Raw genomic sequence first — 13461 nt, forward strand, 5'->3', positions numbered from 1 at the left:
ATGAATGATCAGCCGGGCTTTGGAGACAGGGTGACTACAGTGGATAAGAAGGGTAAGCGGAAATGGATCTACGCACTTCAACCCAAAGGAAAGTTTTACAACATCCGCAGTTGGGTGAGTGTAGGATACCTGGTACTTTTTTTTACGATACCCTTTATCCGGATCAATGGTTCGCCATTTTTTCTTTTTAACATCGTGGAAGCCCGGTTCATCTTTTTCGGCAAGATCTTTTTACCGCAGGATTTCATGCTGATGGGCATAGGGATGCTCACGTTCCTGCTGTTCATTATTGTGTTTACATTGGTTTTCGGGAGAGTGTTTTGCGGTTGGGCCTGCCCTCAGACGATCTTCCTGGAAATGGTTTTCCGAAGGATCGAATTCTGGATAGAGGGTAATGCCAACAAACAACAGCTGGCGGATAAAAAAAACTGGCCTGCTGAATTATATGTAAGGAAAATAGTAAAACATATTATTTTCTTCGCCCTCTCCTTTTTGATCGCCAATACTTTCCTGGCATACATTATCGGCACGCAGGAATTATTTGCCATTATACACGAGCCGGTGGCAGAACACCTCGGCGGCTTCATTGCGTTGCTGATATTCACGATCGTGTTTTATGCAGTATATGCTTTTGTGAGGGAAATAGTGTGCACGGTGATCTGTCCGTACGGCAGGCTGCAAAGCGTTTTGCTCGACAAACAATCGATCGTGGTTTCATACGATCATTTGCGTGGCGAACCACGAAGTAAAAAGCATACGGATACTACCAAAGGGGATTGTATCGATTGCGGATTGTGCGTGCAGGTTTGCCCCACAGGGATCGACATCCGCAACGGAACGCAGATGGAATGCATCAATTGTACAGCTTGCATCGATGCGTGCAATCTTATGATGGCAGCCGTAAACCGCCCGCCAGACCTGGTGAAATATGCCAGTGAAAAGAATATTACCGAACGAAAAAAATCGATCATCACCTACCGCGTAAAAATGTATTCGGCGGTGCTCGTTCTTCTGATAGGCATACTTACGCTGTTGCTGGTGACCCGCCCCTTGTTTGATGCCACGGTGCTACGCGTACCCGGACAAACACTGCAGGAAAATAAAGATGGCACGATCAGCAACCTGTACCGCATCAAGATTGTAAATAAGAATTACCTGGCCAGGCCGTACCACCTGGTGCTGAATAACGAAGATGCGAAAATCACTTTCCTGGGTAAACAACTCGACTCATTGAAACCGGTTACAGAGATGGAGGAAGTTTTTTTTATTACTGTTCCGAAAGAAAAGATCAGGAAAAGAAAAGATTTTTATGAGCTCAGGGTCATGTCGGGAGATGATATCATTCAAACAAAAAAAATTGCCTTTATCGGCGAATACTAACCATGACAAAATCATTTTTTCACGCAGGAAATGTAGTGCTGGCAGGCTTTGGCTGTATGGTGATATTTATGAGTTACCTGGTTTACCAATGTACACAGCATCCCAGCTCGATGATCAGCGATCATTATTACGAAAAAGAAATGTTATACCAGCAAACGATCAATGCTACCGGCAACGCATCATCTTATCATTTCAGCGCAGTAGCACAAAGGGATACATTGCATATCAACATTCCGCAGACGCTTTCCGCAAGTCTCAGCAGTGGTACGGCATACTTGTATTGTGCTTCCGAAAGTGAGCAGGATAAACAATTCCAGTTGACGCCGGGACAAGCGGATTACAATTTTGACATAAGGTCCCAAAAGAAAAGGCCTTACCTGCTCCGCCTGTCGCTGAAGAGCGGTGGCAAAGAATATTATAAAGAGTTACCCGTAACCATTCCCTGATTGTCCGTTGTATTTATCATAACAGCATTGGTCATCGGTTTTGGTGGCAGCCTCCATTGTATTGCTATGTGCGGTCCGCTGGTAATGAGCATGCCTTTTAATTTTGCATCCCGCAAAACAACCGCTGTACTAATTTATATCCTGTTCAAATCACTGGCGTACGGTTGCCTGGGTATTATTATGGGATATGTTGGCCGTACATTTTCAATTCTTTCGCTGCAATCCACACTCAGCCTGGTAGCGGCCTGTTGCCTGCTGCTTATGGCGGTAGTGCCAATTGTACACAATAAATTAAAATTACCAAAATGGGTGAGTGCGATCTATGGCAAGGTATTTAACCAGCTGATGCAAAGCCCGCGCCTGCATTGGTTTGCGTTATTTGGGTTTTTGAATGGATGGCTGCCTTGTGGTACTGTTCTCAGTGCTTTGGCAGTGGCTGCAGTACCCGCATCACCTGTGGATGGATTTGTGTTCATGTTTCTGTTTGGGATCGCTACTTCGCCGGTACTGGTGAGTATCATCGTTTTTAAAAAGATAATTATGGGAAAGCGTAAATATATTTTCGCTCACCTATCCCGGATAGCAATGTTGCTGGTGGCGCTGCTGTTGTGCTGGCGCACATTTGTTCCTGTATCTCATGATGGAAAACATCCGGTTTATTGCAGCCCCTTCACGAAAGGGTAGCTGTTAAAATCCTGAGGGAATAAAAATAATATAAGGCTTTTGTTTGCATATTAAAAAAACGCCATATATCTTTAAGTACCTTAATCCTTACACCATGCGAACAAGAACTACCGAAAATGGTATTACCATTAATGCTGTCGTGGGCACATCTGCCGTACTTCTCTCCTTTGACATCGAAAAAGCAGCAACCAAAGAATTACTTGGTTTCTATATCCGAAAGGAGAATATTTCTTCAGGAGAAGCTTATGATGTAACATCGATCAAATATTTCAAGGAAATGGTACCGGAGCCGGAAAAGTATGCACGGTATAACACTAAATTTCATCCCTGGCAATCCTTTCTCTGGGAAGACTTCAGTATAGAGGATAAAAAAGAATATAAATATATCGTTACCCCAGTATTTGGTAAACCTACCTCGCTGCTATATGGCAAGCCTGCAACCCTGAGCATAAAAATACCTGCACGGGAAAAAGGCGAACATGAAGTGCATTTCAACCGTGGCGTTGCCGGTAGCCAGGCCTATGCAAAGGAATTTGGTAACCAGCGCCCTGATGCAATGCCTGCAGTACAACAAAAAAAAGCATTGAAGTGGCTTTCGAAAGGATTGAAGGAAGCCATGCTGGATTTTATTGCTACGGCAAAAGATGAACGCTGGAAACTGCGGTGTTGTTTTTATGAATTTATTTTCCCGGAAGTGTTACAAGCACTTAAACGTGCAGCCGAAAATGGCGCGGATGTAAAGATCATCTATGACTCCCGCTCAGAAAAGGACAAGAATGACAAAGCTATAAAAGCGAACAAGGTTCCCCGTAAGCTGCTTATCCGGAGGGAAGCCGATCCGGATTTTTTGCAACACAATAAGTTCATGGTACTTATTAATAACGACCAACCACAACACAACCGTGTCTGGTTCGGTTCTACGAACATTACGGAAAAAGCGATCTACGGGCATTGTAATGTAGGGCATATCTTACGCAATAAAGATGTGGCGGCAAACTATCTGCGCTATTGGGAAGCATTGAAAAAAGATCCGGTTGCTGCGATAATGAAAAAAGAAACCGTAGCCATACAGGAGGATATTACCGAATTACAAAATGGGATGACCCAATTCTTTAGCCCGAGACCTACAACAAAGGCATTGAAACTATATGCAGGGCTTGTGGGCGCTTCATCTCAACTTGTTTGCGGGATGTTCCCATTCTCTTTTTATGCAGGACTGAAAGAAGCGATCAAGGCAGAAACTGAGCATCTTAAATATATTATCATCGATAAAAAAACAAAGAACACCCTGCTCGAATCCAATGATTATGATAATGTGATCGTGTACGCCGGAGTGCTGGAAGATGAACTGTATGGATGGGCAGCCGAAACAGATAGCGGCGAACTATTTTACAGTGGGGTGAATTTTATTCATAATAAAGTGATACTGATTGACCCACTTAGCGAAGTACCGATAGTGATCACCGGCTCAGCCAATTTTTCCAATAACTCCATCAGTAATAATGACGAGAATACGGTGATCATAAAGGGAAATAAACATGTGGCGGATCTTTATTTTACAGAATTTGCCAGAATATTCAACCATTATTCTACAAGGCAGGATACCAAAAAGCTGACGAAAGCAAACGAAGCAAATAATTATAACCCGGCCCATCTCGATAAAACAAATAAGTGGACACGTTCCTTTTTTAACCCCAACGGGCTCAAATGTAAGCGCCGGCTTATGTTTTCCGACATGCAGGTAGAAGAAACCAACTGATAGTTCCGGATTTTTTAATTTTTTATCTTCCCGATATGACTGATCAGAATATTCAAGATGATGAACTGCCGATCATTAATTGCCATACGCATATTTTTACCGGCGATCATGTGCCCCCTTTTCTGGCTAAAACTTTTATACCCTGGCCTTTTTATTATCTTTTTCCTGTCAACCTGATTGTCGGCATATTCAGGTTATGGTATAACCATATTTATACCTGGCAATTCAAGCCGTGGTATGGAAAACTTAGTAATGCACTTTATAGTTTTAGAATGTTCTTCGTACGAAACGGTTTGTTAAGCATCCTTAGTTTTTTAATAGGCTCTTATATCAGCGTACAGGTATTTTTTATCCTATTCGATTGGCTTTCTTCGGTAATGCCCGCCGCGGGCGGAATAAAAAATTCTATTGAAGAGTTGCGGCGCTGGCTTGGCAGCAACTGGAACATTTATGTTCCAGAATCCACCGGCCTGAAGCTTTTAATGATAGTATTATTGCTGTTGTTTTTCAAACCTGGTCGAAACCTCATCTGGTTCCTGGTAAAAAATATCTGGACTTTTTTAGGGGTGTTGCCTGGTTCCGAGACCAAAAAACTTGCAGGCCGTTATCTTAATATAGGGCGCTATGCATTTTACCGTCAGCAGGGAAAGGTTTTCGGAAGAATCAAAAGCCAGTATCCTCCCAAAACAAAGTTCATTGTTCTTCCGATGGATATGGAGTTCATGGGTGCGGGAAGATTAAATAAAGATCATTTATATGCCGAACAGATGCGTATGCTGGCAGCGATCAAAAACAATAAAGAAAATTCCAATATTATTTTCCCATTCGTTTTTGCTGATCCCCGCAGGATACAAAAAGAAGGTAAAGCGCATTTTGATTATAGTATTGATACCAACGGAAAGATCAGGCTGAATGATTGTTTCATCAAACGATTTATCGAAGATGAAAAATTCAGCGGGTTCAAAATATATCCTGCACTGGGTTATTTTCCTTTTGATGAATTATTGCTTCCTCTATGGAAATATGCAGCAGACAATGCTTTGCCTGTTTTGACACATTGCATCCGGGGAACCATTTATTATCGCGGCCGTAAGAATAAAGCCTGGGATAAACACCCGGTATTTACCTGGGCGGCGGGAAATTATGTGCCGATGCCGCTTACAGAGATCAGGAACCGTGACTTCATCAATAATTTTACACATCCGCTCAATTACCTGTGTTTGCTGGAAGAACAATTGCTCAGGAAACTGGTAGCTGCTGCAAAAGATGACCGTATCCGGCAGATGTTTGGATACAAAGACGCCGATACCAGGATGGATGCAGACCTTTCGCACCTGAAATTATGTTTTGGACACTTTGGAGGAGATGATGAATGGGATAAATTCTTTGAATCTGATCGTGATAACTATAGCAGCCAGCTGGTAAAATATCCGGAAACCGGCATTTCGTTTATGAAAGATGAAAAGGGCAACCCGGCGCCCGGCAAGCTGGAACAAGTATGGAAATATGTAGACTGGTATTCCACCATTTGTAGTATGATGCTGCAATATGATCATGTGTATGCAGACCTGAGCTATATCATTCACAACCCTTCCATAGAACCACTGCTAAGGCATACATTGTCTAATAAAAAATTACTTAAAAAAGTTTTATTCGGAACAGATTTTTATGTTGTTAGAAATCATAAAACGGAAAAGCATATGCTGGCCGATGTGCTGGATTATTTGCCACGGCAGGAATTTGATCAGATAGCAAAAGTAAACCCGCGAAATTTCCTTATCAATAAAACGCATACCACAACGCTAAAATAAAGCATAATGATCAGGATAAACAGGAAAGAAGCGCCGTCATTCTTTTTTAGCGAAAGGGTGATGAAAGCAAGGGGTGAAATTTTAAAACATCTGGAAAACCAGGCACGACAGCAACGGCTTTTTTTTGATGTTACCCTGTTGCAAAGTATCGAACGTGACCTTGCTCACACCTTTAATTACAAATGTGCTTACTGCGAATCAAAACTGGAAATGTCGGGCAATGGGGATATCAGTCACTTTCGCCCAAAGGGCGGCGCAAGAGGATTAAAAAAAGAAGAGTATGCTCCATTGCATTACTCGTGGCTGGCATACAGTTGGGAGAACCTGGTATTGAGCTGCACCACCTGCAACGAGAAATACAAAAGAGATTATTTTCCACTCAGTGATGAGAAAGACCGGTGTATGATAGGGGCTACGGGTAGTCTCCTGAACAATGAAGGGGCTTTACTGATTGACCCCTGCCTCGATAACCCTGAAGAACATCTGGAGTTTGATGAGGAAAGCGGGTTTGTACGGGAGCTTACTAAAAAAGGAAAAGTGACCATTGAAATCCTTGGCCTTAACCGAAGTGATCTTGTAGAAAAGAGGATGCAGGCAGCTAAGCATTTTTTAGAAAGGTTGCAATCATTCAGGCAAGAGGCAGGATACAGATTTATGGTAAATGATCCAACCCGGCTACTCGGGTATGTAAATGAACTTTTTTCAGACAGTCCACCGCAGGAATACAGTGCTGTATTGAGGGTGACATTTAACAGCTGGCATGAAATTAATGGGGACATCTGGAAGAGCGTGCATTCAGCAGATACATTTGACTCAGGTAATATTGATTTTAAAAAAAGCGTAAATCCATTAAAACATTTTCCCGAAATATCAACAATCACAGAACAACTGAAAGAAATCAAACGATTTTCCATCAGATCGATAGAGATCGAAAACTTTAAGTCTATCGAAAAGCTCTCGCTGGAAGTGATGGAACACGATAGTTCAGGAGAAAAAGAGTCGTGGTTGTTGCTGCTGGGAGACAATGGTATCGGTAAAAGTTCAATCCTGCAAGCTATCACGTTGGCACTGGCCGGAGCAAAGAAGCTGGAAGAAATGCACCTTGAGGCAGAAGATTATCTCAAAAGAGGCGAAACTTCGGGTAAAGTGATCGTTAGAAGTGATCAGGATAACGAGATAGGTTTATACTTTGATGCAAATGGATTTACCTCTTCAATTGCAGAACCTCCTGCATTTATCCTGGCTTATGGGTCTACGCGGTTGCTGCCCAAAGGCAACATTAAGGAACAAGAGCAGAAGGGTCTTTATCTGAACATCGACAATCTTTTTGATTATAGTATTGCGTTGACAGACCCGGGCAAATGGATGTCGGGTGTTGATCCTGTGGAGTTCAATGAGCGGGTCATTCCGGCTTTTTATGATGTGCTGGCGCTGAAAGGAGAAGACAGGATATATCTTGATCAGGGAAATATCAAGATAAAACAATATGGCGATGATCACGAACTTGAAAATAGCAGTGATGGCTATAAAGCAGTTGTAGCAATGGTTGCAGATATGATGAAAACACTTTCGGCAGACTCTGCCAGTTATCATAATTCCTATGGGATTGTGTTGATTGATGAGATTGGAACACATCTGCACCCAAGGTGGCGGTTGAAAATTGTAAATGCATTGAGAAAGGCCTTTCCCAAATTACAGTTTATTGTTACCACACATGAGCCATTGTGCCTGCGTGGCCTGGCCCATGGCGAAGTGAATGTGCTGATGCGGGATGCTCAAAACCAGGTTCGGGTGTTAAATAAGTCGGTGTTGCCAGACCATAGCCTGATGAGGATAGAAGAACTGCTGACATCAGATCTGTTTGGATTGATAAATGTGATGGATGAAGCAACAGAAAAAAAGTACGAAGAATATTATGCTTTACTCAGTAAAACAGAAGAAGATAAAACGGAGGAAGATAAAATAATGATCGATGATTTTTCTGCTTCACTTGCTGAAAAAGAATTGTTGGGCACTTCTCCGGTAGTGCAGGGTATGTTTAAACTTTTTAACCAGGAATATGCACAAAAACTACGTGATGAGGGTTTCAAGACAAAGGCTGACCTCAAGGAAGAAACGATAAAAACTGTACAGAATATGGTGCAGAATAAAAAAGTCGATTGGTTATGATACATATAAACAAACCTGCTGCCCCACCATGGCTCAACGAACTTGAAGGGAAATGGATAAAGGAGACGAATAAAGCCATAGCACATTATAACGGTAATGCCACCGTAAAAGCGTTTGAATTCAATGCTTACAGCGATACAAAATTAAAGGAGGCGCTTAAAGAAGTCTTTTCAAAATGTGCATATTGCGAAAGTATTTATGGGGCTGTATCTGATGGTGATATCGAGCATTTTCGCCCGAAAGGAAGAGTAATGGAAAAGAAACCCGTAAACCCAGGGTATTATTGGCTTGCAAATGACTGGGATAATTTGTTATTGTCTTGTCAGCATTGTAACCAAAACAGGCAACATAAACTTTATGACGAAACAGTTCTGAAGAATTACGGTAAGGCGGATCAGTTCCCATTATCCGATGAAAATATGCGGGTGCATGCACACACGCATCCACTGACGGAAGAGGAAAAACACCGGCTTTTGATAAATCCATGTATAGAGGATCCTGAAAAGCATTTTAAGTATGAAAAAAAGGAAGGAGTGATTCTATCCGATACGGAAATGGGAAAAAAATCAATCGAAGTATATGCTTTGAAACGCCCGCTTCTTGTACAGCAAAGAAAAAAAATACTGATCCTGCTTTTTTCACAAATGTCCAGGGTATTGAGGGAGTTGGAGAGACTAAATAAAGAGAACACAACCGGGCAACAGCAAATATTCGATGATGAATTTGATCAACTTTTGACTTTTGGCGAAAAAGAAGCGCCCTATGCGGGAATGAGCCGGTATTTTATAAAAGAATTTTTGTTGGTAAATAACCTAAAAAAACCCTGAAGGTTAAAGCCTTGTTAAGCATTCGTCATGGCAGCTGCAATTAATTATTTACTGTCAATTGATAACACCTTAATTTTGCTCAACAAAAATTTACATCATGAGCGAAACAAAACTCACTACAGGATCCATTCAGACAAATAAAGGAACCTTATCATTTGAATTATACGACGATGCGGCGCCGATAGCAGTGGCCAATTTCAAAAAATTGGCCAGCGAAGGTTATTACGATGGCGTAACCTTTCACCGTGTGATACCAAACTTTATGGTGCAAACCGGCGACCCTACAGGAACCGGTGCAGGAGGACCAGGCTGGACCATCAAGTGCGAAACTTCCGGAGAGAAACAATATCACGATCGTGGGGTGTTCTCCATGGCACACCGTGGAAAAGATACCGGCGGCTCACAATTTTTTATCTGCCACAATCGCCAGGGTACACAACATCTCGATGGAGTGCATACCTGCTTTGGAAAAGTGACTGGTGGTATTGAATTTCTTGATGAGATAAAGGCGGGTGATAAGATGGAGAAAGTAACCATCGACTAAAGGCAAAGGTTCAAAAGTTTAAAAGTTTAAAAGTTCAAAGGTTCAAAATGTTCCTTCGGTTTGAAACCATTTTGTTTTTTGAACGTTCATAATCGCTGAGTTAAAAGCTATGCTTCACGCATAGCTTTTTTATTTTCTCCACTTTAGTGTAGACGCACCTGCTTTATATCCTTCACAACCTTGAACCTCTTGAACCTTTGAACGCTTTTCCCTTTAACAAAAACTTACAAACCCTTCTTTAATCTTACCGCAAAAAATTTCCTCTGAGGTTTTGAACGGCTTTAAAATCCGCTTCCACCATTAACATGAAAAATAAAATTTTACTTACATTATTTGTTGGCGTTTTCACTTTCAGTTTCGCACAGGCGCAAACCCCTGTTAAATTCGGGGTTAAAGCCGGCCTTTCCAACACAGGCATGCGGGGCGACGCGGTAAACAACCTCTCCGACCTCCTTGATTTTACAGATGGCATGGTCAAAACCACCAATCGCAATGGTTTTTTCGCAGGTGGTTATGTAAACATTCCGCTCGATAACATGCTCTCCTTTGAACCCGGAATTTATTATACACAAAAAGGCTACAACCTTGCTGGTGAACCCAATGTAAAAGGCTTTGATTTTTTGGGCGCAAATGCGAAAGCTCAGTTGCAGTCGCAGTACATAGATATCCCGGTACTGCTGAAAGCTGATCTTGGTGGTTTCCAGATATTTGCCGGCCCCCAATTTTCTTACCTGGTGAAATCTGATCTGCGTATGACCGCGGGTGTATTGGGTTTCAACCTGCTGGATAGAAAAATTGATGCTACCGATCAATTCAACAGGTGGGATGCAGGGATCACCGGTGGTGTTGGTTTCAATGTTTCAAAAAATATAAATATCTCTGCCAGCTATGATTATGGCTTGCAAAAAGTAGATGCCAATAAAAACGTGAACGCGTACAACCGCGGTTTCAAAGTGGGTATTGGTGTTGGATTTTGATTAGAAACCCCGGAGGTTTTTAAAACCTCCGGGGTTTTCTCATAATGTTTTCATCTCTTTCTCTTCTCCCACAATAAACACCACGTCATCCACATCAAATACAAAAGTGGAATCAGGGTTGAGGATCCTTTTGCCCCCTCTTTCAATTCCAACGATCAGCCCGTGATTGTTTTCACGGATGCCCGATTCGCGGATCATTTTTCCTGTAAAACGGGATGATTCATCCAGCACAATTCTTTTCAACACGATCTCGCCCGCTGCCTTTGCCGGTAATTCAACTTTCTTTTTGGGCGGACGAATGATGGCCAGTAATCTTTTGATCTGCGCATCACTGCCCAATACATGCAATTCATCCGAAGGAAAGATCCGCTCGTCACGGGTAGGCAACTGGATGTTGATATCGCCTCTGCGGATGGCTACGATATTGACGCCGGGATTATCACGCCACTGCAATTCCCCTAAAGATTTTCCCGATATGGCTGATTGCGGATGGATCGTGAGCCGCACAATATGTGCATCCCAGGGTGCAAGCTCCGCACGGTTTTTCTTCGCGTCGGCAATTTCACGCTGGTTGTAATTAGATAAAAAACGATGCTCAAGCCGGTCGTAAAAAGCCTGTATTCTTTGAGCAAAAACAAACAGCAGCATCAGCAGCACGATCGCCACAATTACACCTGCGTACACCGAAAAGAAACGGAACATCAGGAACCCGATGAATGCTGCAGCTAAGCATAACCGTAAGAAACGGATGAAATACAGGATGCGGCTGTATTTTTTTATTTTCACCACTTCATTGAACGCTTTGGAATAATGTGTGCGTAGCGCCATTGCCCAGAGGAACGGCGACATCAATACAAGCGTGATTGCCGCGGTGGTTATTTTCAACCATAATGCATCACTTACATGTGTAGAAATATATGGCCATGCATATCTTGAAGAAAGCGTGGCGATGCTCAGGAGGATGATGGATAAAATGACGATATTGATGATCTTGGTGCGTAATACTTTCTGCCAGTCGCTGCTATCGGCGGCGCTGTTGTTATTACCCGAGTTGTGATAATTTGCCAGCGAAGCTACCCATGGGGCCGGTAATTTTTTCTCGATCCATTTTGAAAAAGGCGTGCTGTATTTTACCAGGAACGGCGTGGTAAAAGTGGTGACAGCTGAAACTGCTACCGCAATCGGGTAAAGGAATGGGCTGGTTACTTTGAGGCTCACGCCAAGTGTGGCGATGATGAAAGAGAATTCGCCGATCTGTGTAAGGCTCATCCCGGTTTGTACGGATGTCTGCAATGATTGCCCGGACAACAAGGCACCGGAAGTAGCGCCGATGAATTTACCGGTGATCACGATCACGCAAAACAGCACGATGGGGCCGGCGTATTGTGCGATCATACCGGGGTCGATCATCATGCCGACTGATACGAAGAATATGGCGCCGAACAGGTCTTTCACCGGTTTGGTGAGGTGCTCGATCTTTTCAGCTTTGGTAGTTTCGGCGAGTATGGATCCCATGATGAAAGCGCCTAATGCCGGGGAGAACCCAACTTTTACCGCAAACACTACCATCAGCAAACACAGGGAGAGCGACACCACCAGCAGTGTTTCATCATTCATCAGGTCTTTGGCTTTTCGTAAAAGCGTGGGAACAAAAAATATCCCGAATACGAACCATACTATGAGGAAAAACAAGAGTTTCAACACAGAGAACAGCATATCGCCGCCGGCAAACTGCTGGCTCACAGCCATGGTGGAAAGTAATACCATGAGAAGGATGGCTACAAGATCTTCTACGATCAGCACTCCAAAAACAAGGTTTGCGAAGAGTTGTGTTTTTACATTCAACTCTTCAAAAGTACGCATGATGATGGTGGTGGAAGAAATGGAAAGTATACCACCGAGAAAGAGGCTATCAATGTTTGACCAGCCTAGCAATCGGCCTGTACCATAACCGGCCAGCAACATGAACGAAACTTCGATGAGCCCGGTGACGGATGCCGAGCCACCTACTTTAATGAGTTTTTTGAAACTGAATTCGAGACCGAGGCTGAACAATAAAAAGATCACGCCGATCTCGGCCCATATCTGGATATTTTCCTTTTCCATTACGGTTGGCAGAAAATCAAAATAAGGGCCTACAAAAAAACCGGCCATGATGTAACCCAGCACCAGAGGGAGTTTCAGTTTTTTAAAAAGTATCGTTACAAAACCTGCTGCACCCAGTATCAATGCGAGGTCGTATATGAGATTGGGTAAATGTGTCATAATAGGTTGAAAGTTGAAAGTTCGAAAAAGTTGAAAGTTGAAGGTTGAAGGTTGAAAGTTGGAAAACTCAATGCATGAAGTTGGTTCAACATAATAGCGGACTCACTGATCGTGAATCAACCTTGAACCTTCAACTTTCAACCTTCAACTGCTTATTACCAGAAATGATGCTTAGGACAAACGAAGTGTGTGGCGGGCAGGCTGCCGGAAAAAATGCAGGCTGCTATCGACGGTATTGCCACCGGTGAATATTTGTAAGAAAAAAAAGCCGTAGGTAAAAGAGTGTGTTGTATGCGTTGCGAAATATCCACCGTTTTGTCGATCTGCAGATCGCTTTTGGCATTGCCGGAAAATAACTGGCTTTTGAAGCTGGATACATTTGTAGTATGCATAGCAGTTTTAGCTGCCGACCCGATGGGTGCCAGCAGTTGAAACAGGCAAAAACATATCAACAAATAAAATATACGCATTGCGGCGAAGGTACGAAAAATAGCCCGGATGGGTGATGCCAGGCGTGAAGGATTTGTAAAGGTTTAGGCACAATGGCCGTGTTATTTGCAATGTTTCACATTTCGTCTGCATTATTTGCAATAATTTTA

General features: G+C 42.8%; 11 protein-coding genes. 9 read left to right on the top strand and 2 right to left on the bottom strand.

The annotated features are described in order from the left end of the window. The 9 genes from ccoG (at nucleotide 1) to EGI32_RS18395 (ending at nucleotide 10597) form a co-directional block, all read left to right on the top strand. The gene (gene ccoG / locus EGI32_RS18355; protein ID WP_255156950.1) at nucleotides 1–1380 is read left to right on the top strand and encodes a cytochrome c oxidase accessory protein CcoG; all 1380 of its coding nucleotides are present in this window, start codon (nucleotides 1–3) and stop codon (nucleotides 1378–1380) included. A gap of 2 nt (nucleotides 1381–1382) precedes the next feature. After that, the gene (locus EGI32_RS18360) at nucleotides 1383–1826 is read left to right on the top strand and encodes a FixH family protein (protein ID WP_255156952.1); all 444 of its coding nucleotides are present in this window, start codon (nucleotides 1383–1385) and stop codon (nucleotides 1824–1826) included. Next, complete coding sequence (locus EGI32_RS18365) at nucleotides 1827–2510, top strand: sulfite exporter TauE/SafE family protein (protein WP_255156953.1); 684 nt, start codon at nucleotides 1827–1829, stop codon at nucleotides 2508–2510. It begins immediately after the preceding gene. A gap of 94 nt (nucleotides 2511–2604) precedes the next feature. After that, a complete protein-coding gene (locus tag EGI32_RS18370) occupies nucleotides 2605–4269 on the top strand; it encodes a phospholipase D-like domain-containing protein (protein WP_255156955.1) in 1665 nt (554 codons plus the stop codon). 35 nt (nucleotides 4270–4304) lie between these two features. Beyond that, on the top strand, nucleotides 4305–6080 hold the full coding sequence (locus EGI32_RS18375) for an amidohydrolase family protein (protein WP_255156957.1): 1776 nt from the start codon (nucleotides 4305–4307) through the stop codon (nucleotides 6078–6080). 6 nt (nucleotides 6081–6086) lie between these two features. Then, complete coding sequence (locus EGI32_RS18380) at nucleotides 6087–8249, top strand: AAA family ATPase (protein ID WP_255156958.1); 2163 nt, start codon at nucleotides 6087–6089, stop codon at nucleotides 8247–8249. Nucleotides 8250–8500: 251 nt separating this feature from the next. Beyond that, the gene (locus EGI32_RS18385) at nucleotides 8501–9076 is read left to right on the top strand and encodes a hypothetical protein (RefSeq protein ID WP_255156960.1); all 576 of its coding nucleotides are present in this window, start codon (nucleotides 8501–8503) and stop codon (nucleotides 9074–9076) included. A gap of 97 nt (nucleotides 9077–9173) precedes the next feature. Then, a complete protein-coding gene (locus EGI32_RS18390) occupies nucleotides 9174–9620 on the top strand; it encodes a peptidylprolyl isomerase (protein WP_255156967.1) in 447 nt (148 codons plus the stop codon). A gap of 305 nt (nucleotides 9621–9925) precedes the next feature. Then, nucleotides 9926–10597 carry a porin family protein gene (locus EGI32_RS18395; RefSeq protein WP_255156969.1) on the top strand — a complete coding sequence of 224 codons (672 nt, stop codon included), beginning with the start codon at nucleotides 9926–9928 and terminating at the stop codon, nucleotides 10595–10597. A gap of 39 nt (nucleotides 10598–10636) precedes the next feature. Here the strand turns inward: EGI32_RS18395 and EGI32_RS18400 are convergent, their stop codons facing one another. Both EGI32_RS18400 and EGI32_RS18405 read right to left on the bottom strand, forming a co-directional pair. Continuing rightward, the gene (locus EGI32_RS18400) at nucleotides 10637–12862 is read right to left on the bottom strand and encodes a cation:proton antiporter (protein WP_255156971.1); all 2226 of its coding nucleotides are present in this window, start codon (nucleotides 12860–12862) and stop codon (nucleotides 10637–10639) included. A 155-nt stretch (nucleotides 12863–13017) separates the two neighbouring features. Beyond that, nucleotides 13018–13332: a hypothetical protein gene (locus tag EGI32_RS18405; RefSeq protein ID WP_255156973.1), complete on the bottom strand. Its 315-nt coding sequence runs from the start codon at nucleotides 13330–13332 to the stop codon at nucleotides 13018–13020. Nucleotides 13333–13461 lie beyond the last annotated feature (129 nt).

This window comes from Ferruginibacter sp. HRS2-29, assembly GCF_024343615.1.
Classification (GTDB): Bacteria; Bacteroidota; Bacteroidia; order Chitinophagales; family Chitinophagaceae; genus Ferruginibacter.

Coding starts and splice junctions, on each gene's coding strand:
- ccoG (WP_255156950.1), top strand. CDS start 1: ATGAATGATCAGCCGGGCTTTGGAGACAGGGTGACTACAGTGGATAAG.
- EGI32_RS18375 (WP_255156957.1), top strand. CDS start 4,305: ATGACTGATCAGAATATTCAAGATGATGAACTGCCGATCATTAATTGC.
- EGI32_RS18370 (WP_255156955.1), top strand. CDS start 2,605: ATGCGAACAAGAACTACCGAAAATGGTATTACCATTAATGCTGTCGTG.
- EGI32_RS18405 (WP_255156973.1), bottom strand. CDS start 13,332: ATGCGTATATTTTATTTGTTGATATGTTTTTGCCTGTTTCAACTGCTG.
- EGI32_RS18395 (WP_255156969.1), top strand. CDS start 9,926: ATGAAAAATAAAATTTTACTTACATTATTTGTTGGCGTTTTCACTTTC.
- EGI32_RS18390 (WP_255156967.1), top strand. CDS start 9,174: ATGAGCGAAACAAAACTCACTACAGGATCCATTCAGACAAATAAAGGA.
- EGI32_RS18360 (WP_255156952.1), top strand. CDS start 1,383: ATGACAAAATCATTTTTTCACGCAGGAAATGTAGTGCTGGCAGGCTTT.
- EGI32_RS18385 (WP_255156960.1), top strand. CDS start 8,501: ATGGAAAAGAAACCCGTAAACCCAGGGTATTATTGGCTTGCAAATGAC.
- EGI32_RS18380 (WP_255156958.1), top strand. CDS start 6,087: ATGATCAGGATAAACAGGAAAGAAGCGCCGTCATTCTTTTTTAGCGAA.
- EGI32_RS18400 (WP_255156971.1), bottom strand. CDS start 12,862: ATGACACATTTACCCAATCTCATATACGACCTCGCATTGATACTGGGT.